22 protein-coding genes are annotated in these 25,585 nt (G+C 71.9%); 7 read left to right on the top strand and 15 right to left on the bottom strand.

All coding sequences use genetic code 11. The features are described from left to right. Positions 1–49 precede the first annotated feature (49 nt). Positions 50–322: a type II toxin-antitoxin system Phd/YefM family antitoxin gene (locus tag AB0G74_RS16305; protein ID WP_361146141.1), complete on the top strand. Its 273-nt coding sequence runs from the start codon at positions 50–52 to the stop codon at positions 320–322. A gap of 328 nt (positions 323–650) precedes the next feature. Here the strand turns inward: AB0G74_RS16305 and AB0G74_RS16300 are convergent, their stop codons facing one another. After that, entirely contained in the window at positions 651–1,619 is a 969-nt protein-coding gene (locus tag AB0G74_RS16300; protein WP_361146150.1) for an ABC transporter permease, read from the bottom strand. 256 nt (positions 1,620–1,875) lie between these two features. On the opposite strand from AB0G74_RS16300, the gene AB0G74_RS16295 reads away from it, so the two are divergent. Next, positions 1,876–2,520 carry a TetR/AcrR family transcriptional regulator gene (locus tag AB0G74_RS16295; protein ID WP_361146138.1) on the top strand — a complete coding sequence of 215 codons (645 nt, stop codon included), beginning with the start codon at positions 1,876–1,878 and terminating at the stop codon, positions 2,518–2,520. A 219-nt stretch (positions 2,521–2,739) separates the two neighbouring features. Then, positions 2,740–4,338, top strand: coding sequence for an alpha/beta hydrolase (locus AB0G74_RS16290; protein ID WP_361146147.1), 1,599 nt, complete (start codon positions 2,740–2,742; stop codon positions 4,336–4,338). Between the two features lie 144 nt (positions 4,339–4,482). On the opposite strand, the gene AB0G74_RS16285 is transcribed toward AB0G74_RS16290, so the two are convergent. Then, positions 4,483–5,193 (bottom strand): lysophospholipid acyltransferase family protein, encoded by a 711-nt coding sequence (locus AB0G74_RS16285; protein ID WP_358823250.1) that lies wholly within the window; start codon positions 5,191–5,193, stop codon positions 4,483–4,485. Positions 5,194–5,511: 318 nt separating this feature from the next. On the opposite strand from AB0G74_RS16285, the gene AB0G74_RS16280 reads away from it, so the two are divergent. Then, positions 5,512–6,075 carry an ATP-binding protein gene (locus tag AB0G74_RS16280; RefSeq protein WP_361146135.1) on the top strand — a complete coding sequence of 188 codons (564 nt, stop codon included), beginning with the start codon at positions 5,512–5,514 and terminating at the stop codon, positions 6,073–6,075. A 125-nt stretch (positions 6,076–6,200) separates the two neighbouring features. Here the strand turns inward: AB0G74_RS16280 and AB0G74_RS16275 are convergent, their stop codons facing one another. The 4 genes from AB0G74_RS16275 to AB0G74_RS16260 form a co-directional block, all read right to left on the bottom strand. Next, positions 6,201–7,364 (bottom strand): cytochrome c oxidase assembly protein, encoded by a 1,164-nt coding sequence (locus AB0G74_RS16275; RefSeq protein ID WP_361146133.1) that lies wholly within the window; start codon positions 7,362–7,364, stop codon positions 6,201–6,203. A 109-nt stretch (positions 7,365–7,473) separates the two neighbouring features. After that, positions 7,474–8,499, bottom strand: coding sequence for a 6-phosphofructokinase (locus tag AB0G74_RS16270; protein ID WP_358823252.1), 1,026 nt, complete (start codon positions 8,497–8,499; stop codon positions 7,474–7,476). A 285-nt stretch (positions 8,500–8,784) separates the two neighbouring features. Next, the gene (locus AB0G74_RS16265; protein WP_358823253.1) at positions 8,785–9,513 is read right to left on the bottom strand and encodes a glutamine amidotransferase; all 729 of its coding nucleotides are present in this window, start codon (positions 9,511–9,513) and stop codon (positions 8,785–8,787) included. 39 nt (positions 9,514–9,552) lie between these two features. Then, a complete protein-coding gene (locus AB0G74_RS16260) occupies positions 9,553–10,791 on the bottom strand; it encodes a MurT ligase domain-containing protein (RefSeq protein WP_358823254.1) in 1,239 nt (412 codons plus the stop codon). Positions 10,792–10,905: 114 nt separating this feature from the next. Here AB0G74_RS16260 and def point away from each other — a divergent pair, with 114 nt between their 5' ends. Further along, positions 10,906–11,499, top strand: a complete 594-nt coding sequence (gene def, locus AB0G74_RS16255) for a peptide deformylase (RefSeq protein WP_361146129.1) — start codon at positions 10,906–10,908, stop codon at positions 11,497–11,499. A gap of 225 nt (positions 11,500–11,724) precedes the next feature. Here the strand turns inward: def and AB0G74_RS16250 are convergent, their stop codons facing one another. From AB0G74_RS16250 to AB0G74_RS16235, 4 genes are all read right to left on the bottom strand, one after another. Further along, positions 11,725–12,408 (bottom strand): TetR family transcriptional regulator, encoded by a 684-nt coding sequence (locus AB0G74_RS16250; RefSeq protein ID WP_361146126.1) that lies wholly within the window; start codon positions 12,406–12,408, stop codon positions 11,725–11,727. A gap of 556 nt (positions 12,409–12,964) precedes the next feature. Then, positions 12,965–13,456 (bottom strand): glutathione peroxidase, encoded by a 492-nt coding sequence (locus AB0G74_RS16245; protein ID WP_361146123.1) that lies wholly within the window; start codon positions 13,454–13,456, stop codon positions 12,965–12,967. Between the two features lie 139 nt (positions 13,457–13,595). Further along, complete coding sequence (locus tag AB0G74_RS16240) at positions 13,596–14,474, bottom strand: acyl-CoA thioesterase II (RefSeq protein WP_358823258.1); 879 nt, start codon at positions 14,472–14,474, stop codon at positions 13,596–13,598. A gap of 79 nt (positions 14,475–14,553) precedes the next feature. After that, positions 14,554–17,067: a DUF3516 domain-containing protein gene (locus AB0G74_RS16235; RefSeq protein WP_361146120.1), complete on the bottom strand. Its 2,514-nt coding sequence runs from the start codon at positions 17,065–17,067 to the stop codon at positions 14,554–14,556. Between the two features lie 304 nt (positions 17,068–17,371). Here AB0G74_RS16235 and AB0G74_RS16230 point away from each other — a divergent pair, with 304 nt between their 5' ends. Next, the gene (locus tag AB0G74_RS16230; RefSeq protein ID WP_358823260.1) at positions 17,372–18,163 is read left to right on the top strand and encodes a metal-dependent hydrolase; all 792 of its coding nucleotides are present in this window, start codon (positions 17,372–17,374) and stop codon (positions 18,161–18,163) included. 27 nt (positions 18,164–18,190) lie between these two features. Here the strand turns inward: AB0G74_RS16230 and AB0G74_RS16225 are convergent, their stop codons facing one another. Further along, positions 18,191–18,622, bottom strand: a complete 432-nt coding sequence (locus AB0G74_RS16225) for a GNAT family N-acetyltransferase (RefSeq protein WP_361146116.1) — start codon at positions 18,620–18,622, stop codon at positions 18,191–18,193. Between the two features lie 222 nt (positions 18,623–18,844). On the opposite strand from AB0G74_RS16225, the gene AB0G74_RS16220 reads away from it, so the two are divergent. Then, entirely contained in the window at positions 18,845–19,102 is a 258-nt protein-coding gene (locus AB0G74_RS16220) for a hypothetical protein (protein ID WP_361146113.1), read from the top strand. A gap of 98 nt (positions 19,103–19,200) precedes the next feature. Here the strand turns inward: AB0G74_RS16220 and AB0G74_RS16215 are convergent, their stop codons facing one another. The 4 genes from AB0G74_RS16215 to AB0G74_RS16200 form a co-directional block, all read right to left on the bottom strand. Next, entirely contained in the window at positions 19,201–20,982 is a 1,782-nt protein-coding gene (locus AB0G74_RS16215) for an ABC transporter ATP-binding protein (RefSeq protein ID WP_361146144.1), read from the bottom strand. A gap of 130 nt (positions 20,983–21,112) precedes the next feature. Then, positions 21,113–22,939: an ABC transporter ATP-binding protein gene (locus AB0G74_RS16210; RefSeq protein WP_361146110.1), complete on the bottom strand. Its 1,827-nt coding sequence runs from the start codon at positions 22,937–22,939 to the stop codon at positions 21,113–21,115. Between the two features lie 181 nt (positions 22,940–23,120). Further along, the gene (locus tag AB0G74_RS16205) at positions 23,121–24,614 is read right to left on the bottom strand and encodes a Gfo/Idh/MocA family oxidoreductase (RefSeq protein ID WP_361146107.1); all 1,494 of its coding nucleotides are present in this window, start codon (positions 24,612–24,614) and stop codon (positions 23,121–23,123) included. Between the two features lie 384 nt (positions 24,615–24,998). Then, complete coding sequence (locus AB0G74_RS16200) at positions 24,999–25,445, bottom strand: MarR family transcriptional regulator (RefSeq protein WP_361146104.1); 447 nt, start codon at positions 25,443–25,445, stop codon at positions 24,999–25,001. Positions 25,446–25,585: the final 140 nt, after the last annotated feature.

Genomic DNA, 25,585 nt, shown 5'->3' with positions numbered 1-25,585 from the left:
GCCACCCGGCGCCGGGTGGCACCCGACACCGCCGATTAAGCTGAGAGGCATGGCCTACGAGATTCCGGTGACGCAAGCCCGTGCTGAGCTGGCCGAACTGATCAACCGTGTGGTGTACGGCGGCGAGCGCGTCGTCGTCACCCGGCACGGCAAGCCGCTCGTGGCCCTGGTCTCCGCCGACGACCTCGCGCGGCTGGAGGAGCGGGACGCGGCGGAGACGGACGAGCAGGTGATCTCCTCGGTCTCGTCCCTCGGCCCGGCGTCACCGCCCGGACACCCGCCCCGCACCCGCTTCGGCCTCACGGCCGAACACCGCGACTAGCCCGCGGCGCCGCGCCCCGAACCCGGGTCTCGCCCAGCGGCCTGAGCTTGTCCGCGGTCCGCACCGCCGTCGTGGCTGCTCGCGCAGTTCCCCGCGCCCCTGAACACCTCCACCTGCCCCTCATCTTGCGAAGCGAGCCCGGCTTCGGCGCCGGGTCCCCTTCCCGAGGGCGGTGCTCGGGAGAGCATTGAGGGGCGCGGGGGAACTGCGCGAACGGCCACAGGCGGTCCGCAGGCCGCCGACGACCTCAGGTCGCCGGGCGGGGCTCGGGAGAGTCAGGGCGCTGGGGATCCCCCCCATTGTTTCAGCCGCCGACAGGCACCGGTCCTCAGAGCTGCGCGGGCAACCCGAACGAGCGCGGCCCCAGCGGCAGGCGGCCCCGTCGTGCCCCGAGGAGTACGGCCGTCAGGCCCAGCGCGACCCATACCGTGAGCACCAGCAGCGGTCCCGTGGACGCCGCGCCGTCGAAGTACGCCTGGGAGCGGATCAGCTGCGCCCCCGCGCCCGGCGGCAGCAGCGCGCCGAGCGCTCCCATCGGTTCGGGAAGCAGTTCGGGCGCGCTCGCCGCGCCCGAGAACGGGTTGCCGATGAGTACCGTCAGTACGCTGCCCGCCGCCAGCCCCGCCCGCCCGACGAGCGCGGCCGGGCCCGCCGAGGCCGCCGCGACGGCCAGTACGGTCAGACCCGCCGCCCCCGCCTCGCCCCACCACGAGCCGGTGAGTATCCCCAGCCAGGAGTGGGTGACGAGGGCGGTCACCACGCCGCCCCCGGCCGCCGCCGCCACGAGCGTCACCGCGGCCCGGACCCCGCGCAGCCCCAGGAGGGTTACCAGTACGGCCAGGACGATCCCGGCCATCGACAGGGGCAGCACGCTCGCCGCCAGGACGCCGCCCCGAGGATCCGCGGCGGGCGTCGGCACGACGTCGACCGTCTCGACGGGCCGCTCCGCGCCCGCGGCGACGGCCTCCCGGAGCAGCGCGGCCACGGCGGGGCTCGCCGCCGACGCGGTGAGCAGCCGTATGCCGTCCGGCCCGGCGACCACCGCGCCGTACACGTCACGGTTCCCGATCGCGGTCCGGGCCGCCGCCTCGTCCTCGTAACGGCTGATGTCGAAGGCGCCGTCCCGCCGTTCGAGGCCCCGGGACACCTGCTCGGCCGCGGCGGCCGGTCCCGCCACGGCCACGGGCAGTTCACGCGGAGCGGTACGGGCCCCGGGCCAGGCGAAGGCCCACAGGGTGGCGGCCACGACGACCGGGACCAGGAGCAGTACGGCGGCCGAGCGCCGGGTCCACGGGATGCCGTGACCGGGAGGGGCCGGAGGCGACGGCGGGGCGGGGGAGGCCGGAGTGGACGGCGAGGACGGAGAAGGCGTGGCGGCTGTCGGAGACACAGAGACCTCGTCTCACCGGGCGCAACCGCCCGGCGGGCCGGTTGGCGGGCCGCGCGGTGCGCACCGGAACGTAAAAAGAAGGATCGTTCGTTTTTCTTGAGTGTCACTGTGAGACGGTCGACGCGCGCTTGTCAAGAAGGAACGTTCGTTTTAAGTTGGCCGCATGGCACGCGTCTCCCAGCAGCACCTCGACGCCCGGCGTCGGCAGATCCTCGACGGAGCGGGCCGCTGCTTCGCCCGTAACGGCTTCCACGCCACGTCCATGCAGGACGTCCTGATCGAGGTGGGCCTCTCGGCCGGTGCCGTCTACCGCTACTTCGGCAGCAAGGACGAGCTGATCGAGGCCATCGCCGACGAGGTCTTCACCGGGATCAGGGCCGCGTTCGAGGACGCGGCCGAGACGGATCCGCCGCCCACCCCGGACATCCTGCTCGGCCGGGTGATGCGCCGGGTGCTCCGGGAGCATCTGCCGGGGGAGGACGAGCAGGCGCTCGCCCGGCTCGTCGTCCAGGTATGGACCGAGACCCTCCGCAACGACCGGATAGCGGCCGTACTGCACGAGCGGTACGCGGGTCTCCGCGAGTCCTGGACCGTGCTCGTCGACGTCTACCGGGCCCGGGGACTGATGCCCGAGGGGCCCCCGGCCGACCATGTCGCCCGTACGCTCATCGCCGCCGCCCAGGGATTCATCACCCAGCAGGCGCTGTTCGGCGGTGTCAGCGTCGAAATGCTGGAGAACGGGCTGAGCGCCCTGATGTCGATGCGGCAGCCGCCCGTCGAAGGGGACGGCGCGTCGGGGACGCCGTAACACCGCCCCGCGCGGCCTTCCGTACCGCCCGTATCGCCCGCCCCGCACCCCGTACCGCTCAGCGGTACATGACGCACCGGTTATTGGTTCGGTAAAGAAACGCCTGTGCGATCTGTTCGGGACGGCTCCCGGACGAAAGGATCCTCCGGAGAACTCGACAACGGAAAGGGGGAGTTCTCCGTGAGACGCACGGCAGTGCTCGGCTCGGCCGGCACTCTGATGGCGGGGATCCTCGTCGCGGGGGCGATATCCACGCCGGTCGCGAGCGCCGACCCGGGCCGGTCCGACTCCGGCCGCGCCGACACCGCACGGTCCGATTCCGCACGGTCCGACTCCGCGCAGGGTGGCGCGGCCGAGGCGCGCGGCGCCCGGATCGCCGCCGAACGGGCCGCCGGCGAAGGCATCGACTGGGCGGACTGTCCCACGGACTGGGGGCTGCCCAAGCCCATCCAGTGCGGCACGGTCACCGTCCCGCTCGACTACAAGCGTCCGCACGGACGGCAGATCACCCTCACCGTCGACCGGATCGGCCACACCGGCACCCCGGCCGAACGCCAGGGCGCCCTGGTCTACAACCCCGGCGGCCCCGGCGGCTCCGGACTGCGCTTCCCGGTCCGGGTCACCAGCAAGAACCCGCTGTGGGTGAACACCTCCAAGGCGTACGACTTCGTGGGCTTCGACCCGCGCGGTGTCGGCCGCTCCACCCCGATCTCCTGTGTCGACCCCCAGGAGTTCGTCAAGGCGCCCAAGGCCGACCCGGTGCCCGACTCCGAGGCCGACAAGCGCGCCCAGCGGAAGCTGGCGTACGAGTACGCCGAGGGCTGCGCCGAGCGCAGCGGCTGGATGCTGCCGCATATGACCACCGCCAACACCGCGCGCGACCTGGATGTCATTCGGGCCGCCCTCGGTGAGCGGAAGCTCAACTTCCTCGGTGTCTCCTACGGCACGTACCTCGGCGCCGTGTACGCCGAACTCTTCCCCGGCCACATCCGCCGGATGGTCGTCGACAGCGTCGTCAACCCGTCGCGCGAGAAGATCTGGTACCAGGCCAACCTGGACCAGGACGTCGCCTTCGAGATGCGCTGGAACGACTGGAAGGAGTGGGTGGCGGCCAACCACGCCACCTACGGCATCGGCGCCACCCCGGCCGCGGTCGAGGCCCAGTGGCAGAAGCTGCGCGCCGCCGCGAAGCGGGCCCCGCTCGGCGGGGTCGTCGGACCGGCCGAGCTGATCTCCTTCTTCCAGAGCGCCCCGTACTACGACTCCTCCTGGGCGCCGGTCGCCCGGATCTGGAGCAAGTACGTCGCCGGTGACGCCCAGCCGCTGATCGACGCCGCCGCCCCGGATCTCACGGACACGGTCGGCAACGCCCGCGCCGAGAACGGCAACGCGGTCTACACGGCCGTCGAGTGCGCGGACGCCAAGTGGCCCACCGACTGGCGTACCTGGGACCGGGACAACACCCGGCTCCACCGGGACTACCCGTTCATGACCTGGGCCAACGCCTGGATGAACCTGCCCTGCTCGACCTGGCAGTCCAAGCAGCACCAGGCCGTGGACGTCCGGCCCGGCAAGGGGCTGCCCGGCGTGCTGATCGTCCAGGCCGAGCGTGACGCGGCCACCCCGGTCGCGGGCGCCTACGAGCTGCAGAAGCGGCTCAAGGGCTCCCGGCTGATCCTCGAGAAGAACGCCGGTTCGCACGGTGTCACCGGGATCACCAACCCGTGTGTCAACCAGCGGGTGGACGCCTATCTGCTGCACGGCACCCTGGACAGCCGCAATGTGATCTGCGACCCGCACGCGGCGCCGAAGCCGTAGCGGACGCCGATGGCGTAGCGGTCCCGTGATCCGCCGGAATCCGGCGGATCAGGGCCCGGAGCCGACGAAGGGGCGGCCGGAGAGATCCGGCCGCCCCTTCTCGTGCTTTCGTGCGTGTCGCCGTGTCGCGTCCGCCGGACTCGCTCAGCGCCCCACCGCGCGGCTCGCCTTCTTCGCCTGCTCCGCCTCGGCCTTCACCTCGGCCGCGTAGCGGTCGACGTACTCCTGTCCGGAGAGTTGCAGAACGGCGTACATGATCTCGTCGGTGACGGCCCGGAGAATGGCCTTCTCGTCCTCGAGACCGGCATAGCGGGAGAAGTCCAGGGGCTTGCCGAAGCGGACCGTGACCCGCTTGACCTTCGGCAGCTTCTGGCCGGGCGGCTGGATCTCGAAGGTGCCGACCATGGCACAGGGAATCACCGGCACCCCGGCCCTGAGCGCCATCACGGCCACCCCGACCTTGCCCTTGTAGAGCCGTCCGTCGTGCGAACGGGTGCCCTCCGGGTAGATCCCCAGCAATTCGCCCTTGCTCAGGACGCCGAGCCCTTCGCGAATCGCGGCCTGCCCCGCCTCCTTGCCCGAGCGGTCCACCGGGATCTGCCCGACGCTGTGGAAGAACGCGGCCGTCAGCCGCCCCTTGAGACCGGGGCCGGTGAAATACTCCGCCTTCGCGAGAAAGGTGATACGCCGTTTGAGGATGGCGGGCATCAGGAAATGGTCGGAGAACGACAGATGGTTTCCGGCGACGATCGCCGCGCCCTCCTCGGGGATGTGTTCGAGACCCTCGATCCTGGGCCGGAACAGCAACCGCAGCAGCGGCCCCAGAAGAACGTATTTGAGCACGTGGTAGAACACGTCGGGGGTGCTCCTTCAGCAGCGGGCCGGTGGTGGGGGATGCGCCCCTGGTCCTGCGGGAATTCTCGAACGCGGTCATTTTATGTGTCCGTCGACCGCCCGGTCACCGCTCCGGCGCGCCCCGTCCGGGTCTTCGCCGGGACGGCCGGTACGCCGTGTGCTGTTGCGGCCCGTGGGCCCCGGGTTCACCCTGGGCAGTGACCCGAATGCGTCAGTCGGCGACTCTCCGTGATCTTCCGGCGGGTTGTCGCGGCAGGTCGCCGCGGTCGGCGGCCGTAGCCGGGCGGATCCGGACTGTCGCGGTGAGGAGCCATCGTCATGCACGGTCAGACCGAATGCCGGTACAGCATGGAAGTGCTGGCGACGGAGGAGCGGATGCCGCGGATCCGGCGCATTCTCGCGGCCCATCTGCGGCACTGGGATCTCGAAGCCCAGATCGATCCGGTCTGCCGGGCCGTGGACGCGTTGATAGCGAATGTCGTCCGTCATGTGCCGGGCGATCCGACCTGTCTGGTCGAGCTGCGCTGGACCGGCCGCCGGATCAATGCCTCCGTCGCGGACCGCGACCCCCGGATGCCGAGGATGACCAGTTCCTGCCCCGCCCGGGGCGGGCTCGCCACCGTCGCCCAGCTCAGTGACAGCTGGGGCACCTGCGGTACCGGTGACGGCAAGGTCATCTGGTTCACCCGTACCGTGACCAGCCGCGGCCGGGTCCCGGGTGAGAGCGGCCGGGACGCCACCCTGCCGCCGGTGGGCGAGGCCCGCCCCCGGCCGGAGCGGGCCGCCGGTCAGTTCCGCGAGGCGATCATCCCCACGGTGAGCAGCCCCAGCACCACCCAGCCGAACCAGAGCCAGCCGTTGCTGCCGAGCGCCACCGTATAGGCGGTGACCACCACCAGGGTGCCGATCGTGATGGCACCCATCGCACGCGTGGAACCGGGCATACGCGCCCTCCTCGGACGACGACCGTGGCCACCGCCATGGTCGCCCCGGAAGGGGGGTCGGCGCTACCGCCCGGCGCCCGCGCCCTGCTCCCGGCGCGTTTCGGTGGCGCTTTCCGGGGCGCTCGCCGCCGTACCTTCTGCCGTCCCGGCACCCGCCGCAATGGCCTCCCCGCCCGCCCCGGAACCGGTCCCGGCATCCGCCGCCGGAGCGCTGTCCGCCGCCGCGGTGGCCCCGGTCTCCGGTCCGGTCTCCGCTCCGGCCGGTGCCGCCGGGGTACCGGCGCCCCGGCCGTGCAGCCGGGCCAGATAGGCGTTGTACGCCGCCAGCTCCTTGTCCCCGTCCCGGTCCGCCGCCCGGTCCTTCCGCCGCGCCTGCCGCTGGTCCGACCGGTACCACTGGAAGACGAGCGCGATCAGTACCAGTACCGAGGGGATCTCACTGAACGCCCAGGCGATACCACCGGCCGCGTGCTGGTCGGAGAGCGCGTCGATCCCCAGCGACGCCGGAGGGCTGTCGTACGTCTTCACCATCGGCGAGCTGGCCATCATCAGGGCGATACCGAAGAAGGCGTGGAACGGCATGCCCGCGAACAGCTCCAGCATCCGCATCACATAGCCCGGCCGGTGCGGACCGGGATCCACGCCCATGATCGGCCAGAAGAAGACCAGACCCACCGCCAGGAAGTGGATCATCATCACGATATGGCCCGTCTGCGAGCCCATCAGGAAGTCGAAGAGGGGCGTGAAGTAGAGCCCGTACAGACTCGCGATGAAGAGCGGGATCGTGAAGACCGGATGGGTGATGATCCGCATATAGCGGCTGTGCAGCAGGGCGAGCAGCAGCTCGCGCGGGCCCGTCCGGCCCCGGCCCGCCACCGGCAGCGCCCGCAGCGCCAGCGTCACCGGCGCGCCGAGCAGCAGCAGGATCGGCGAGACCATGCTGATGATCATGTGCTGCACCATGTGCACGCTAAAGATGACCATGCCGTAGTCGTTGAGCTTGGTGCACATCGCCAGCAGCACCGTGAGCACACCGGTGACGAAGAAGACGGTACGGCCCACGGGCCAGGCGTCGCCCCGCCGGACCAGCCGGGTCACCCCCCAGCCGTAGAGCGCCAGCGCCACCAGACCGCCGGTGAGGAAGAACGGGTCGGGGGAGAGCTCCAGTCCGCGTTCCAGCGTGAACGGCGGCAGATCCATCGATGTGCCGTGCTCGCTGTGATCCATCCGCCGGCTCCTGATTCCGCTGTGCGTGCCTTGCCGCACCAGACTAGAACCGCCCCCGGCCGCGATCGCGACCGGGGGCGGTTCCGCGCGACGGATGTCGCGGCGCCGGCTACAGCACGCACTCCGCCTCGGCGTACCGCTCGTCCGGAACCGTCTTCAGGGTCTCCACGGCCCGCGCCAGCGGTACCAGGGTGATGTCCGTTCCGCGCAGCGCCGTCATCATGCCGAACTCGCCCCGGTGCGCGGCCTCCACCGCGTGCCAGCCGAACCGGGTCGCCAGGACCCGGTCGTACGCGGTCGGCGTACCGCCCCGCTGCACATGGCCGAGGATCACCGGCCGCGCCTCCTTGCCGAGCCGGTCCTCCAGCTCGTTGGAGAGCTGACGGGCGACCCCGGCGAACCGCTCGTGGCCGTAGACGTCCTTGCCGCCCTCGTCCCAGCGCATGGTGCCCTCACGCGGCTTGGCGCCCTCCGCGACCACCACGATCGCGAACCGCTTGCCCGCCTCGAACCGGGCGCCGACCCGCTTGGTCAGCTCCTCGATGTCGAAGGGCCGCTCGGGGACGACCACGGCGTGCGCCCCGGCCGCCATCCCGGAATGCAGCGCGATCCACCCGGTGTGACGGCCCATGACCTCGACGATCAGTACCCGCTGATGCGACTCGGCGGTGGTCTTCAGCCGGTCCAGGGCCTCCGTCGCCACCCCGACCGCCGTATCGAAGCCGAAGGTCACATCGGTGGCGGCGATGTCGTTGTCGATGGTCTTCGGTACGCCGACGATCGGCAGACCGCCCTCGGAGAGCAGATGCGCGGCCTTGAGGGTGCCCTCGCCGCCGATCGGGATGACCGCGTCGAGACCCAGGTCGGCGCAGTGGCCCTTGGCCCGCTCGACGCCGTCGCGCAGCTGCTCGGGCCGGACCCGGGACGAGCCGAGGATCGTACCGCCGCGGGCCAGGATGCCGCCGACGGCGTCCAGGTCCAGCTTGCGGTAGTCACACTCCAGCAGACCCTTCCAGCCGTCGTGGAAACCGATCACCTCGTCGCCGTGGTCGACGACCGCGCGGTGCACGACGGACCGGATGACGGCGTTCAGACCGGGGCAGTCGCCTCCGGAAGTGAGCACACCAATGCGCATTGCCCGAATTACCTTTGCAACGTGGGCCGACTCCCGGACCACGTCGTCCGGCTGGATCGAGCCTCACCCTACCGGCGCCCCGGGCCACCGGCCGAATGGGGCGTCCGCCTGATGGGACGCCCGGACCCCGCCGCCGGGACCGCGCCCGGCCGCGGTCTGGTCCGGGCCGCGCCCCGCCCGGCTGCGGCCGGATCCCGCCGTACGGCCCGCGGCCGACGGACCGTACCGACCCCGGGTACGCCGAAGTCCCCGGCCGGACGGCTCGGGGACTTCGGTCGGCGGGGCTCAGGCGGGCTGGGTCGCCGTCGTGATCCGCTCGTTCCGCAGCGCCTCGTACCACCGGTCGTCGACCGGGGGCAGCGCGTTCACATCGAGCGCCAGCTTCAGCAGCAGATCCGCGATCTGCGGATTGCGCGCCATCACCGGACCGTGCATATACGTCCCGAACACGGTCTCGTTGTACGCGCCCTCGGTGCCGTCGCCGGTGCCGTTGCCGCGGCCCAGGACGGTCCGGGCGAACGGCCGGGCGGTGGGGCCGAGGTGGGTGATGCCCTGGTGGTTCTCGAAGCCGGTGAGCTGAGGCAGCCCCAGCCGGGGGTCGATGTCGGCGAGGACGTCGCCGACGCAGCGCTCGCCCTCGCCCCGGGTGGAGACCACATCGATCAGACCGAGGCCCGGCTCCCGCTGCCCCAGGTCGTTGATGAACTCGTGGCCGAGGATCTGGTACCCGGCGCAGACCGAGAAGATGATCGCGCCGTTCTCGGCGGCCCGGCTCAGTCCGGTGTCGCGCCGCAGCCGCTCGGCGGCCAGCCGCTGCGGCCGGTCCTCACCGCCGCCGATCAGGTAGATGTCGCCCGAGGTGGGGACGGGCTGGTCGCTGCGGACGTCGACCCGCTGGACGTCGAGGCCGCGCTGCCGGGCCCGCCGCTCCACGACCAGCGCGTTGCCCTGGTCGCCGTAGGTGGACAGCAGGTCCGGGTAGACCCAGACCAGACGGAGGCTGTTGTCGGCCATGCTGGATCAGTCTCTCTCGTTCTCGTCGGTCCGGTCGGGTCAGTTGCCCACGCGGCGGCGGACGTCCTGGAAGGCGGTGTAGTTCGCGATCAGCTCGATCCGTCCGGGCGGCGCCATCGCCACCGCCTCGTCCACGGTCTCGCAGACCCGGAAGTCCAGGCCCGCGACCTCCAGCCGGACCGCCAGGTCGAGCCGCCGGTCGCCGATGACCACGATCGGATGCCCGGCGAGCCGGGTGTAGTCCACGTCCCAGAGCCAGGAGGTGTCGGTACCGTCGGCGCCGCGCGCGTTCACCGACAGGATCACCGGGGTCGGCGGCGGGTCGATCAGCGAGAACGTCTCCAGCCAGCCCGCCGGGTTCTTCGCCAGCAGCAGCCGCAGCTCGCGCTGGTTGAAGGTGACCACGTCATAGCGCCCGGCCACCGCCTGCACCTGGTACATCCGCTCCAGCGCCACCTGTGGCGGCACGCCGAAGCAGGCGGCGACGGCGGCCGAACTGGTCGCGTTGGCCTTGTTGGCGCGGCCCGGGAGCTGGAGATGGATCGGCCAGGCCGAACCGTGCGGGTCGAGGACGTGGTCCCCGCTCAGCACCCAGCTCGGCGCGGGGCGGCGGAAGCCGCACTCGCCGCAGTACCAGTCGTCGCCCGGGCGCTGCATCACACCGCCGCAGGACGGGCAGGACCAGGCGTCGTCCTTCCACGCCTGTCCGGCCGCCACCCACACCACATGAGGGGAGGAGGAGGCCGCCCACACCACCAGCGGATCGTCCGCGTTGGCGATCACGACGGCCTTGGTGCCCGCGAGGCCCTCCCGCCACTTCTCCGCCAGCATCCGGGTCTCGGCGGCCCGGTCGAGCTGGTCACGGGAGAGATTCAGCAGCGCGATCGCCTTCGGCGTCACATCGCGCGCCACCCCCGCCAGATACTTCTCGTCGACCTCGATCACACCGAACTTGGCGCTGGAACCGCCCGCCAGCGCGGAGGTGATCCCGGCCGGCATATTGGCGCCCAGCGCGTTGGAGACCACCGGCCCGGCGGCGCGCAGCGCCTCCGCGATCAGCCGGGTGGTCGTCGTCTTGCCGTTCGTGGCCGACACCAGGACGACGTCCAGGTGCTGCGCCAGCCGCCCCAGCAGATCGGGGTCGAGTTTCAGCGCGACCTTCCCGCCGATGACCGAGCCGCTACCGCGTCCGGCCGCACGTGACACCGCCGCCGCCGCCTTGCCGGCCGTCACGGCGAGCTTGGCGCGAGGCGTCAGTGGCTCCGAGGTGCCTGCCATGGTCCTTGATCCTCCTTGCATCGGTCGACCCCAGCCTATCCAGGTCCGGCCGGGCCGCCGTACCTCGGCACCGCGCGACGCGGCCGACAGCCCCGGGAACGTACCCTTGCGCCCATGCGAAACCGGCCGATCCCCGGCAGTTCCGGACGCGTACGGCCCGTGAGCCTTTTCCGCGATCCCGTGCTGCACGCCCCCTGTGAGCCCGTCACCGACTTCGGCCCCGGGCTGCGCCGGCTGGTCGAGGACATGTTCGCGACCATGTACGCGGCCCGCGGCGTGGGGTTGGCGGCCAATCAGGTCGGGGTCGGGCTGCGGGTGTTCGTCTACGACTGCCCCGACGACGAGGACGTCCGGCATCTCGGCCATCTGGTCAATCCCCGGCTGGTCGAGGCGGACGGCCTGGAACTGCGCGGCCCCGAGGGCTGTCTGTCGCTGCCCGGTCTGGAGGCCGGGACCCCGCGGTACGACCGGGCCGTGGTCGAGGGCTTCACCGCGGACGGCGAGCCGGTACGGGTGGAGGGCACCGGGTTCTTCGCCCGCTGCCTCCAGCACGAGACCGACCATCTGGACGGTGTGGTCTACGCGGACCGGCTCACCGGGCTGCGCCGGACCCGGCTGCTGCGCGCGGTCGCGCGGGCGCCCTGGGCCGACCGGATCGGGAGCCGGGACGACGGCGCGGCCGCGGGGCGACCGCTCGCCGGACCCTGACGCGGGCGGGGCCGCCGCCACGGGGACGGGCCGTTTCGTACGGGGGCCTTCCGCGAGGCGGCGGAGGGCTGCGTTCCGTACGGCCGCGGAACGCCACGGGACCCGGGGAAAGCGCGCCGGGGCTCCGGGCCCGTACGACCGGTTCGCGCGGGTCCGGTCCGGCGGGGGAGTGCCACCGAGGGTCCGCCGGAACGGTGGCGGGGCCGCCGGACGGCCCGCTACGGCTCAGAAACCGGGGCCGCCGTCGCGGTCGCCGACCGTGGCGAGCCGCCCCCAGAGCAGATCGGTGAGATCGTCGACCAGCTCGGCGCGGGAGCAGGGCCGGTCGCCGAGCCACCAGTCGCCCGCCGCGTGCATCATTCCGACGATGCCGTGGCCCCAGACCCGGGCCAGCCGGGTGCCGTCGGGTCCGAGGTCGACCCGCTCGCCGATGACCTGCGCCAGCTCCTCGCCGAGGCGCCGCAGCAGGGGCGCGGAGTGCCGTCCGACATCGAAACCGGTCTCCGCCGCCGGGGCGCTCGCGGCCCCGTTCCCCGCCGGGGTGGTGACGGGCTCGGCCGGATGCATCAGAAACCGGTAGACCTGCGGTCGCGCCTCGATGGCGGCGAGATAGGTGTCCAGCGTCGCCGCCACCCGCTCCCGGCGGTCCGCGGGGGCGTCCAGCGCCGCCCGGAGCGCCTCCAGCAGCGCGTCGGTGTGCCGCTGCGCCAGCGCCCGGTAGAGACCGCCCTTGTCGCCGAAGTGCCGGTACAGGATGGGCTTGGTGATGCCCGCCTCCGCGGCGATCGCGTTCATGGACGCACCGGGGCCGTCGCGGAGCACGACCCGGTCGGCCGCCTCCAGCAACTCCCTGCGGCGCTGTTCGGCCGCCGACCGGTCCTGGTCGGTGGCGTGCCGCGTGGTCTCCATCAGATCGTTCTCCCGCCCCTGCGATATGCCTGACGCATGCGCAAAGTAACACCCTCGGGTCCGTTCGGACCGGCCGCCGGGACGCCGACGGGCTCTACTCCCCGGTAGCGGGCGGTAGTTACCGTGAGTAGTAGCGGTCGGCGGGTGCGGGACCCCGACGACGTCGAACGGATCCCCGCCCACCGCTCGCCCGGCGGGGCGGGGAGCGGCGGTACGAACGGTTTGCCGGGGCCCGCGGGCGGGCCGGGAACGGGGGCGGGTTCGTACGACCCGGACAGGGATCCAGATCGAAGCGACCCGGCCGCTGGTCCGACGGCCGTCGCGGACGTCGGCGGGACGGCGCTTCGCACCGGGTCGGGCGGACGCGCCGCCGGGACGCCGCGATCCACACGATCTTCGCGGGGGCGGGCGAGATCCGGCGACCGGTGACCGGCCGCGCCCTCTCCGGTGTCCCGGTCCGCCGGACCGACCGGCTCCCGCGGCGGGTCGGTGCGGCCCGGACCCGAACGCCCGGCTCCGGATGCCCGGCCCGTACCACCCGCCCGTGCGGCTGGGGTCAGGCCGTCAGCAGCCGCTCGATCGCCGCGACGACCTCGGGGGCGTCCGGCTCGGTCCGGGGCCGGAACCGGGCCGCGACCGTGCCGTCCGGGCCGATCAGGAACTTCTCGAAGTTCCACTGCACGTCCCCGGCCTCGCCCGCCGCGTCGGCGGTCCGGGTCAGCTCCGTGTACAGCGGATCCCGCCCGGCCCCGTTGACCTCGGTCTTCGCCAGCATCGGGAAGCTGACACCGTAGGTCGCGGAGCAGAATGTCGCGATCTCGTCGGCGCTGCCCGGCTCCTGACCGCCGAACTGGTTGCACGGCACGCCCACGACCGTGAAGCCGCGCTCCCCGTACTCCTTCTGGATCCGCTCAAGTCCGGAGTACTGGGGCGTCAGTCCGCACTTCGACGCGACGTTCACCACCAGTACCACCGAACCCCGGTACGCGCCCAGCGACGTCGGCTCGTCCGCCAGGGTCCGCAGCGGGATGTCGTACAGCGTCGTCATCTCTCGACTCCTCGTCTCATGGTGCTCCCGTGAGGTCTCACGGGGTCTTCTTGTGAACGGTCATTCACCCCGGGAGGCCGTGGGAGGCGCTCCGGGGACGGAGGGTGACCGGTCTGCCGCGCGCGGGTCGGTCACGGCGTCAGCCGCCGAGTGGCCGGAACAAGCCCTCCTGGACGACGGAGACCAGCAGTTCGCCGTCCCGGTTGTAGATCCGGCCCCGGGCCAGCCCGCGACCGCCGGTGGCGATCGGCGACTCCTGGTCGTAGAGGAACCACTCGTCGGCCCGGAACGGCCGGTGGAACCACATCGCGTGGTCCAGCGACGCCAGATCGAAGTTGCGCGGCCCCCACAGGGGTTCGATCGGGATGCGTACCGCGTCCAGCAGGGTCATATCGCTGGCGTAGGTCAGCGCGCAGGTGTGGATCAGCGGATCGTCGCCCAGCGGGCCGACCGCCCGCATCCAGACGGCGCTGCGCGGATCGGACTCCTTCTCCTTGATCTCCGCCGGGCTCCACCGCAGCCGCTCGGTGTAGCGGATGTCGAACGGCTGGCGGCGGGCCATCCGCTCCAGCGCCTCCGGCAGCGCGCCCAGATGCTCCCGGATCTCGTCCGCGACCTTGGGCAGCGTCTCGGGCGCCGGGAAGTCCAGCCGGGGCGGCAGCTGGTGCTCGATCCCGCCGGGCTCGGGCGAGTGGAAGGAGGCCGTCAGATTGAAGATCGTCCGCCCCTCCTGGACCGCCGTGACCCGGCGGGTGGTGAAGGACCGGCCGTCCCTGACCCGCTCCACCTGGTAGACGATCGGCACCCCGGGGCGGCCGGGCCGCAGGAAGTAGGCGTGCAGGGAGTGCACCGGGCGCTCCCCGTCCGTGGTGCGGCCCGCCGCGACCAGCGCCTGTCCGGCGACCTGGCCGCCGAAGACCCGCTGCAGCGACTCGTCGGGGCTCGCCCCGCGGAAGATATTGACCTCGATCCGCTCCAGATCGAGCAGATCGACCAGGCGTTCGGCCGGATTCGTCATCGCGCTTCTCCTGATCGTGGCTCGTCCGGCCAGGTCCGCCGACCGGGCCGTGGGAAACGGCGGAGCGCCGTCCGCCCGGTCACAGCTGCCCCACCGATGTCACCCGTACCACCGCACGGCCCTCTTCGTCGGAGGCCGCGAGATCGACCTCGGCACTGATGCCCCAGTCGTGGTCGCCGTTCGGGTCGGCGAAGATCTGCCGGACCCGCCACAGCCCGTGCGGCTCGTCCTCCTCGATCAGCAGCAGCCGGGGACCGCGGGCGTCGGGTCCGGTGCCCAGCTCCTCGTACTCGTCCCAGTACGCGTCCATCGCCTCGCCCCAGGCATCGGCGTCCCAGCCGGAGTCGGCGTCCAGCTCGCCCAGCTCCCCGACCTTGTCGAGGGCGGCCAGTTCCACCCGCCGGAACATCGCGTTCCGTACGAGTACCCGGAAGGCCCGGGCGTTGGCGGTGACCGGCCGGACCTGGTCGGCCTTCTCCTGGGCCTCCTCGGCGGTCTCCACATCGGGATTGGCCAGCTGCTCCCACTCGTCCAGCAGGGACGAGTCCACCTGGCGGACCATCTCGCCCAGCCAGGCGATCAGATCCTGGAGGTCCTCGGACTTCAGATCGTCCGGGATGGTGTGCTCCAGAGCCTTGTAGGCACCGGCCAGATAGCGGAGCACGATGCCCTCGGTCCTGGCCAGCTCGTAGAACGAGGTGAACTCGGTGAACGAGAGCGCCCGCTCGTACATGTCGCGGATCACGGACTTCGGGGAGACCGGATGGTCACCCACCCACGGGTGGCTCTTGCGGTAGACGTCGTACGCGTGCCACAGCAGCTCCTCCAGCGGCTTCGGGTACGTCACCTCCTGGAGCCGCTCCATCCGCTCCTCGTACTCGACTCCGTCGGCCTTCATCAGCGCGACCGCCTCGCCGCGGGCCTTGTTCTGCTGGGCCGCGAGGATCTGCCGGGGGTCGTCGAGCGTCGACTCCACCACGGAGACCATGTCCAGCGCGTACGACGGCGACTCCGGGTCCAGCAGCTCGAACGCGGCAAGCGCGAAGGTCGACAGCGGCTGGTTGAGCGCGAAGTCGTGCTGGAGGTCGACGGTCAGCCGGACGATCCGGCCCTGGGCGTCCGGCTCGTCCAGCCGCTCCACCACCCCGCCGTCCAGCAGCGACCGGTAGATCGCGATGGCCCGGCGGATGTGCCGCAGCTGGTTGCGGCGCGGCTCGTGATTGTCCTCCAGCAGCCGCCGCATGGCGTCGAAGGCGTTCCCCGGGCGGGCGATCACCGACAGCAGCATCGTATGCGTCACATTGAACCGGCTGGTCAGCGGCTCGGGCTCGGACTCGATCAGCTTCTCGAAGGTCGAGTCCGACCAGGCGACAAAGCCCTCGGGGGCCTTCTTGCGGACCACCTTGCGGCGCTTCTTCGGATCGTCGCCGGCCTTGGCCAGCGCCTTGTCGTTCTCGATCACGTGCTCGGGTGCCTGGGCGGCGACCAGCCCCGCCGTATCGAAACCGGCCCGTCCCGCCCGGCCCGCGATCTGGTGGAACTCCCGGGCCCGCAGGGTGCGGACGCGGGTGCCGTCGTACTTGGTGAGCGCCGTGAACAGCACCGTACGGATCGGGACGTTCACCCCGACACCGAGGGTGTCCGTACCGCAGATCACCTTCAGCAGCCCCGCCTGGGCCAGCTTCTCCACCAGTCGGCGGTACTTGGGCAGCATGCCCGCGTGATGCACCCCGATCCCGTGCCGGACGTAACGCGACAGATTGCGTCCGAACTTGGTGGTGAAACGGAAGTTGCCGATCAGTTCGGCGATCCGCTCCTTCTCCTCCCGCGAGCACATATTGATACTCATCAGGGACTGCGCCCGCTCCACCGCCGCGGCCTGCGTGAAGTGCACGATGTAGACCGGTGCCTGCCGGGTCTCCAGCAGCTCGGTCAGGGTCTCCGTGATCGGCGTACGGCGGTACTCGTACGACAGGGGGACCGGACGGGTCGCGGAGCGGACCACCGCGGTGGGACGGCCGGTCCGCCGGGTCAGATCCCGCTCGAACCGCGAGACGTCCCCGAGGGTCGCCGACATCAGCACGAACTGCGCCTGCGGCAGCTCCAGCAGCGGGATCTGCCACGCCCAGCCGCGGTCCGGCTCCGCGTAGAAGTGGAACTCGTCCATCACGACCTGGCCGATATCGGCGTCCCGGCCGTCCCGCAGCGCGATCGAGGCCAGGATCTCGGCCGTACAGCAGATCACCGGGGCGTCCGCGTTGACCGACGCGTCCCCGGTCAGCATGCCGACGTTCTCGGTGCCGAAGATCTTGCAGAGGTCGAAGAACTTCTCCGAGACCAGCGCCTTGATCGGGGCGGTGTAGAACGTCACCTCGTCCCGGGCCAGGGCCGTGAAGTGGGCGCCCGCCGCCACCAGCGACTTCCCGGAGCCGGTGGGCGTGGAGAGGATGACGTTCGCCCCCGAGACGACTTCGATCAGCGCCTCCTCCTGCGCCGGGTAGAGCGAGATGCCCCGGCCCTCCGCCCAGGAGGAGAAAGCCTCGAAGAGGGCATCGGGGTCGGCGTCCGGCGGCAGCTGATCGATAAGCGTCACGCCCCCCATCTTGCCTGGCGCGGGCCGCCGGATTCACCTCGGACCGGGGATCCGGGCGGCGCGGCGAAGATCACGGACGGTACGCTGCTCTGTCGGCCGGGGTTGCCCCGGCGCCGACCGGCCTTGCGGGGCGGGCCGGTTCGGCGGTGACGGCCGGGCCCGTCCCCCGTATGAACCGGCGGGGACGGCAACAGCAACGACAGCGAATCAACGACAACGCCGGTCACATCGGCGACAGCGGCCCGCCGGGTCCGGGCGGAAACGTTCCGGGACCGCCGGGCCACCACGGGGCGGGGACACGATCATGATGGGACCGGCGCACTCACTCTCCGGGGCGGCGGCCTGGCTGGGGGTGGGCGCGGCGACGGCCGCCGCCGGGCACCCCATGCCCTGGCCGGTACTCGTCGTCGGCGCGCTGATCTGCGCGGGCGCCGCGCTCGCGCCCGATCTCGACCACAAGGCGGCGACCATCTCCCGGGCCTTCGGGCCGGTCTCCAAGGCGCTCTGCGAGATCGTCGACAAACTCTCCTACGCCGTCTACCAGGCGACCCGGAAGCCCGGTGACAAGCGGCGTACGGGCGGCCACCGCACCCTCACCCATACCTGGGTCTGGGCCGTAATGATCGGCGGCGGCGCCTCCGCCCTCGCCGTCACGGGCGGCCGGTGGGCGGTCCTCGGGATCCTCTTCGTCCATCTGGTGCTCGCGGTCGAGGGGCTGCTGTGGCGGGCCGCGCGGATGTCGAGCGACGTCCTGGTCTGGCTGCTGGGCGCCACCAGCGCCTGGATCCTGGCCGGAGTGCTCGACAAGCCGGGCAACGGCTCCGACTGGCTGTTCACGGCTCCGGGACAGGAATATCTCTGGCTCGGGCTGCCGATCGTGCTGGGCGCCCTGGTCCACGACATCGGCGACTCCCTGACCGTCTCGGGCTGTCCGGTCCTGTGGCCCATCCCGATCGGCAACAAGCGCTGGTACCCCATCGGCCCGCCGAAGGCGCTGCGCTTCCGGGCCGGAAGCTGGGTGGAGCTGAAGGTGCTGATGCCGGTCTTCATGCTGCTCGGGGGAGTGGGCGGGGCCTCGGCGCTCAATGTGTTCTGAGCCGGGCCCGGCCCGCTGGCGGCCGGCTCAGCCCCGGCCCGTCGTCCGGTACATGCCGATGGAGTCATGTCCGGCCGTGTCCGCGAAGCCGAACTTCTCGTAGAGATGGCGTGCGGGGCCGTCCGCGATCAGGGATACGTACGCGGTCTCGGGCGCCCGGCGGTCCAGCTCCCCGGTGAGCGCCGCCATGATGCGCTTGCCGAGACCACGTCCCTGGTGGGCGGGGTGCACACAGATGTCGACGAGCTGGAACGCGGTACCGCCGTCCCCGATGATCCGGCCCATGCCGATCGGCTCGCCCGCGTGGCGCAGGACCACGCCGAACCAGGTGTTGGGGAGGGCGAGGGCGACCGCCTCGGGGCTCTTGTCGGAGAGCCCGGCATCGGTCCGCAGTCGGCGGAAGACCTCCGCCGTGGGTACGCCGACCCGGATTTCGTAAGGGTCTTCTTCAAGCTGCATGCATTACATGCTAACGGCGGCGCCGGTGGTCACGGCGACCGGGGCGCGGGCTTCCGGCCGGGTTCGTCACCGGTCCGGCACGGTTGTCCACAGGGGGTGGCGCCGTGGGGCGGTCCGGGCCTAACGTCCCCTCAGCACGTCCTCTCAGCCGCCGGTGTGGCGGCCCAGTCGTACGCCGCGGCGCACTGCCGTCGCCGTGGCCCGCGCACCCCGGGAGCGCCCATGCGCCGTCGTCGTCCGACCAAGGCCCTGCTGGCCCTCGTCGCCTCCGCCGCCCTGCTGATCGGCGCGGCGGGCCAGCTGGCCAAGATGATCGTCCCCGAATCCGCGCCGCGTACGGCGGCCGCGGACGTCGCGCCCGTACTCATCGGCGGATTCCTGATCGGCGCCGCCGCCCAGTTCCTCGACGGCGGCGGCCAGACGGGCCCGCAGGAGCGCCACATAGCCGCGATGAACAAGGCGGAACTGGTCGGCGCCTGATCTCCGACGGGCCCCGCGCGGGGCGGGAAGCCGGTTCCGCGGCTCCCCGCCCTCCGAGCCCACTCGACCCGTCGAGCCCGTCGGGGCCGTCGGGCCCGTCAGCCGTGCCAGGACCGCCAGAGCGCCGAGTACGGCCCCCCGGCCGCCACCAACTCGTCGTGCTGCCCCAGCTCGGTGATCCGGCCCTCCTCCACGACGGCGATCACATCTGCGTCGTGCGCGGTGTGCAGCCGGTGCGCGATCGCCACGACCGTACGGCCCTCCAGCACCCGCGACAGGGACCGCTCCAGCTCCCGGGCCGCCCTCGGGTCCAGCAGGGACGTGGCCTCGTCCAGGACCAGGGTATGGGGATCGGCCAGGACCAGCCGGGCCAGCGCGATCTGCTGCGCCTGCGCCGGAGTCAGTGCCAGGCCGCCGGAGCCGACCTCCGTGTCCAGGGCCTCGGGCAGCGCCCGCGCCCAGCCGTCCGCGTCCACCGACGCGAGCGCGTCCCACAGCTCGGGATCCGCCGCCCCGGCCCGGGCGAGCCGCAGATTGTCCCGCAGCGTCCCGACGAACACATGGTGTTCCTGGTTGACCAGGGCCACATGCTCGCGCACCCGTTCGGCCGGCATCCGGGACAGCTCGGCCTCACCGAGGGAGACCCGGCCCGACCGGGGCCCGTAGATCCCGGCCAGCAGCCGCCCCAGCGTCGACTTCCCGGCGCCCGAGGGGCCGACGAGCGCCACCCGGCTCCCCGGCTTCACGGTCAGGGTCACGTCATGCAGTACGTCGACGCCGTCGACATAGCCGAAGCGCACCCCGTCGGCGCGCATCTCGCGCCCCTCGGGCCGCAGCTCGGCGTCCCCCGCGTCCGGCTCGATCTCCCGCACACCCACCAGCCGGGCCAGCGACACCTGGGCGATCTGCAGCTCGTCGTACCAGCGCAGAATCGTGCCGACCGGCTCCACCAGCATCTGGGCCAGCAGCGCGCCCGTGGTCAGCTGGCCCACGTCGAGCCACCCCTGGAGCACGAACACCCCGCCGACCAGCAGCACCACACCGAGCACGGTGGTGTGGGTGGCGTTGATCGCCGGGAAGAGGATCGAACGCAGATAGAGGGTGTAGTTCTCCCAGGACGTCCATTCCTTGATCCGCCGGTCCGACAGCTCGATCCTGCGCCGGCCCAGCCGGTGGGCCTCGACGGTCCGGCCCGCGTCGACGGTCTCGGCGAGCGTCGCGGCCACCCCCGCCAGCCCCGCCGCCTCCGAGCGGTAGGCGGACGGCGCCCGGCGGAAGTACCAGCGGCAGACCACGATCAGCAGCGGAGCCGCCACCACCACGGCGAGCGCCAGCGGCGGCGCCGTGATCGTCAGCCCGGTCAGCAGCAGCGCCGCCCACACCACCCCGATGGCGAGCTGGGGCACGGCTTCCCGCATGGCGTTGGCGAGCCGGTCGATATCGGTGGTGATCCGGGCCAGCAGATCACCCGTACCCGCCCGCTCCAGTACCCCCGGAGGCAGCCGCACCGACCGGACGAGGAAGTCCTCGCGCAGATCGGCCAGCATCTCCTCGCCGAGCATCACCCCCCGCAGTGCCACCAGCCGGGCGAGGAACGTCTGGAGCAGCAGCGCCACCACGAACAGTGCGACGACGGGCCCCAGCCGCAGCTCGTCGGCCCCCTCGTTGAGCCGGTCGACCAGGGAACCCAGCAGATACGGCCCCACCATGGAGGCGATCACTACCAGCGCCTGGACGGATATGAGCACGGTGAACGCACGGCGATGCCGCCGTATCAGCTCCCGCGCATAACCCCGTACGGTCGCGGCGCCGCCAACCGGCAGCGTCGTCGCCGACTCGGGTGCCGCCGGATCGAAATCCGGCGCCTTCACCCGGAACATGGTCATTCCTCCTGAAGTCTGAAAAAGGGTGCGTCCGGTGGGCGGGTTCGTCCCGCCCACCGGTCCGTCACACGGTCTCCGTCGTCGCGCCCCGGTCGGTCGGGCCGGGGCGCGGGGGCCTCCCGGGTGGTCAGGCCGGGACGCCGGCCTCCCTCTCCCGGCCGGGGTCGGCCTCACGGGTGACGACCGCGCGGTAGCGGGGCTCGGAGCGCAGCAGCTCCCGGTGGGTGCCGACGGCGGCCACGCTCTCGCCGTCCACCAGCACCACCCGGTCCGCCAGATCGAGCAGCAGCGGCGACGATGCGAAGACCACCGTCGTACGGTCGTCGCGCAGCCGTCGCAGACCCGCCGCGATCCGGGCCTCGGTGTGGGAGTCCACGGCCGACGTCGGCTCGTCGAGTACCAGTACCTCGGGGTCGGTCACCAGCGACCTGGCCAGGGCGAGACGCTGGCGCTGGCCGCCGGAGAGCGACCGGCCGCGCTCGGTGATCGGGGTCTCCATGGGGTCGCCGGAGCCGTCGGAGTCGCCCGACGCGCGGCCCAGGGCGGTCAGGACGTCGGCACACTGCGCCGCGTCCAGCGCGTCGGCCGCCGAGACCCGCCCCGACGAGGGCACGTCCAGCAGCTCGCGCAGGGTGCCGGAGAGCAGTACGGGCTCCTTGTCCTGGACGAGGACGGCGGTTCTGGCCTCCTCCAGCGGCAGCTCGTCCAGCGGGACCTCGCCCAGCAGTACGGAGTCCACCGGGGCGGCGGTCCCGGCCGCGGCCCCGGTTTCCCCGGGACCGGCCGGGGGCACCACATCGGCGGCCGGATGGCCGCCCAGCCGCTCGGCCAGGTTCCCGGCGGTGTCGGGGTCGCCGCAGACGACGGCGGTCAGCAGCCCTTCGGGCGCCAGGACACCGGTCACCGGGTCGTAGAGGTCACCGGTGGGGCGTCCGTGGTCGCGGTCGGTGGTCGTACTCGTCCTGCGGAGCGCGAGCACCCGGGCCGCTCGCTTCGCGGACGGCTTCGAGTAGGAGTACGCGAGGGCGATCTCCTCCACGTTCCGCAGCGGGTGCTGCGCCAGCAGTACGGCGCTGTAGACGGTGACCAGCTCACCGACCGCGATCTGCCCGTCCAGCGCCAGGTGGGCGCCGTAGACCACCACGATCAGCATCAGCGCGCCCGGCAGCAGGACCTGGATCGCGGAGATCAGGGACCAGGTGCGGGCGGCCCGGACGGCGGCCCGGCGCACCTCCTGGGACGCCTCGCGGTAGCGGTCGAGGAACTGCTCCTCGCCGCCGATACCGCGCAGGACCCGCAGTCCGGCGACGGTGTCAGCGGCCAGCTCGGTGGCGTATCCGGCCTTCTCCCGCTGGACGTCGGCCCGCTTCGACGCGGGCGACAGCAGCGGCAGCACGGCCAGACCGATGATCGGGAAGCCGATCGCGACCACCACGCCGAGGGCGGGCTGGTAGATCACCAGCGCCCCGCTGACCAGCAGGACCGTCGTGGCCGCCGCCAGGAAGCGGGAGAACGCCTCGACGATCCAGCCGATCTTCTCCACATCGCCCGCGGAGACCGCGACGATCTCGCCCGCGGCGACCCGGCGGGTCAGTACCGAACCCAGTTCGGCGGTCTTCCGGGAGAGCAGTTGCTGGACCCGGGCGGCGGCGGTGATCCAGTTGGTGACGGTCGCCCGGTGCAGCATGGTCTCGCCCACCGCGATCCCGGCACCGAGGACGGCCAGCAGCCCGCCCGCCCAGGCGAGCCGGGTGCCGTCCCGGTCCACCACCGCCTGGACGGCGATACCGGTGGCCACGGCCAGTCCGGCTATGGAGAGCTGGTTCAGCAGGCCCCAGCCCAGAGCCTTTGCCTGGCCGCCGAGCTGATGGCGAAAGAGCCAGGCCAAAAATCGCGTACCCGATCGCACATCGGGTTTACCGGGATCCCTGAAGGGAAGATTCTGGATCTGCATGGTGCCCCAGCACAGTCGAGGGTGGTGCAAACCGTGCAAGGTTCGCTCCGATCGCCCGGTTCGCGCAATCGGTTTTCGGGCGTTTCGAACGCCCGCGCGTGCCGGGGGGAGCGGAGCCGTACCCGGCGCCCGCTCCCCGTACGGCATCGGCCGCGTTCGGGTTCGAAGCGGAGTCTCCGCCTCACTCTCCAGGTTTGGCCGAATCCACACCTGGACGGCTTCGGCGCCACTCGCCACGGGTGAAGTCCGGGATCTGCAGCGGGGCGCCCTGGGCCTTGATCGACAGATGACTCAGCGGTACCGGAGCGGTCCAGACCGCCGCGTCGTACACATCGAAATCGGGGACCAGACCGAGCCGCATGGTCTGGATCAGACGGAAGAGCATGATGTAGTCCATCCCGCCGTGGCCGCCCGGCGGATTGGCGTGCTCCTTCCAGAGCCAGTGGTCCCACTCCGCGTACCGGGAGAAGTCGCCCCAGGCGTGGTTGGAGTGGTCGGGCTCCAGATAGATCCGGGCCGGATAGTCCTCGAAGACGCCCTTGGTGCCGCCGAGGCTGTTGATCCTGCTGTACGGATGCGGGGTCGACACATCGTGCTCCAGCCGGATGATCCGGCCCTTGGCCGTCCGCACCATGCTGATGGTGCGGTCGGCGGAGACATAACTCTCCTTGAAGCTGGGGTCGCCCGGTGGCATATGCGCCTTCCGGTACTCGGCGAGGCCCAGGGCGGGGGTGCCGAAGCTGGCGATGGAGACCGCGCGGTCACCACGGTTGACGTCCATGTAGTTGGCGATCGGCCCGAAGGCGTGGTTGGGATAGAGATCGCCGCGGAGCCGGGTGTGCCAGAGCCGCCGCCAGGGCCCCTCGTAGTAGTCGGAGTCGAACATCAGATCGCGCAGATCGTGGTTGTAGGCGCCCGCGCCGTGCAGCAGTTCGCCGAACTTCCCGGCGTGGGCCATTCTCAGGACCCGCATCTCGTTCCTGCCGTAGCAGCAGTTCTCCAGCTGCATACAGTGGCGCCGGGTGCGTTCGGAGAGGTCGACCAGGGCCCACAGCTCCTCCAGCCGCATCGCGACCGGACACTCCACCCCGACGTGCTTGCCGCCGCGCAGGGCCGCCTTCGCCATGGCGAAGTGGGTCTCCCAGGGCGTGGCGACATAGACGAGATCGAGATCGCCCCGCTCGCAGAGCTGGAGGTAGTCGTCGTCGCCGTTGGTGTAGAGGGTGGGGGAGGGCTGTCCGGCCGCGACGACCTTGGCTGCGGCCCGCTCGGTCTTCGTCCGGACCGGGTCGCAGAGGGCGACGACGCGGACCCCGGGCAGGGCGAGGAAGAGGCCGAGCATCGCGGCGCCCCGGTTGCCGAGGCCGATGATTCCGAGCCGGACCGTGCTCCGGCGCTCGAAGGGCACCCCCGCCATGGTCCTGCCCTGGCGCGGCGGTACCTTCAGCGCCTCGGCGGCGGCCACCGCCGCCGAGCCGTCCGGGGGTGCCGCGGACGCGGCCGATACACCGAGCCCGCTGAATCCGCCGAGGGCCACCCCGGCCCCGGCGACCCCCGCGGAGGTCCGCAGGACGGAGCGGCGGCTGGGGGAGTCGGTGGAGTCCGGCGGGGGAGGGACGGCGTCGTCGCCGGGGGCGGCCGATGCGCCGTGGTCGGGTGTGGCTGCGTCGTTCATCGAGCCTCCAGATCAGAGGAGCTGATGGTGCGCTGCTGGGCCGTGTCCAGGGGGGATCTCCGGGCTCGCCACCCGGCACGGCCTGGTACTGAATCTCCGTCAGCACGATCTCGGGTGAGGCGGCTGATACGCAAGAGGGCCTCTGTGTCCCGTGTGTTGCCACCGTGCCGAGTCGCCGAGCCGGACGCGGCCCTCCGAACCCGGGTTCCCGAGAGGGAAGGGACTCGTATGCCGCACTGGTCCGACACGACCTGCGGTGAGCATGCTCCGGTCAACGCGGGGGCGCAATGGTGCGCGGCGGCCGATCTCGTACGATCCCGGTCCGCTCGGCGGCCGACACCGCGATGACGTCCGGGCGGGCGCGGCCGAAGCGGCCCCGGCGGGTCAGCAGCTCCGGCCCGGACCGTCGGCCAGGACCGAGAGCAGGGCGCCGAACTCGGTGCGCTGCGCCGGGGAGAGCGGCGCGAGGATGTCCTCGGCGGCGGCGCGGCGTGCCTCGCGCAGCGCTTTGAGCGTGGCGCGGCCGGTGTCGGTCAGCTCGATCCGTATGACCCGGCGGTTGTCGGGGTCGGGCGCCCGGCGGACCCGGCCCGCCGCCTCCAGACCGTCGACCAGGCTGGTCACCGCGCGGGGCACCACTTCGAGCCGGGCGGCCAGATCCGCCATCCGCGGCGGGCGCTCGTCGTGTACCAGGGCGCGCAGCAGGCGCGACTGGGCGGGCGTGATCACGACCCCGGCCGACTCCAGTCGGCGCTGCTGGCTGCGGTGGATCCGCCGGGTGAGCCGGAGCAGCTGCTCGGCCAGCAGGCCGTCGGGCTCGGGTGTGGTCATACGGGAACACTATCAGGACTTACTTCATTGTGTACATAGGTAACTATGAGCTATGCTCTCGATGTCGTCGTGCCGGACGTGGGCAGGACGGGTCGGGGGCAGTCCCTGGAAACAGCCGCCCGGTCCGGCCGCGGAAGGAG

Origin of the sequence: Streptomyces sp. NPDC020875 (genome assembly GCF_040641415.1) — a bacterium.
Lineage (GTDB): Bacteria > Actinomycetota > Actinomycetes > Streptomycetales > Streptomycetaceae > Streptomyces.
The sequence above is the reverse complement of the archived record's forward strand: the minus strand, read 5'-3'. Positions and strand labels throughout refer to the sequence as shown.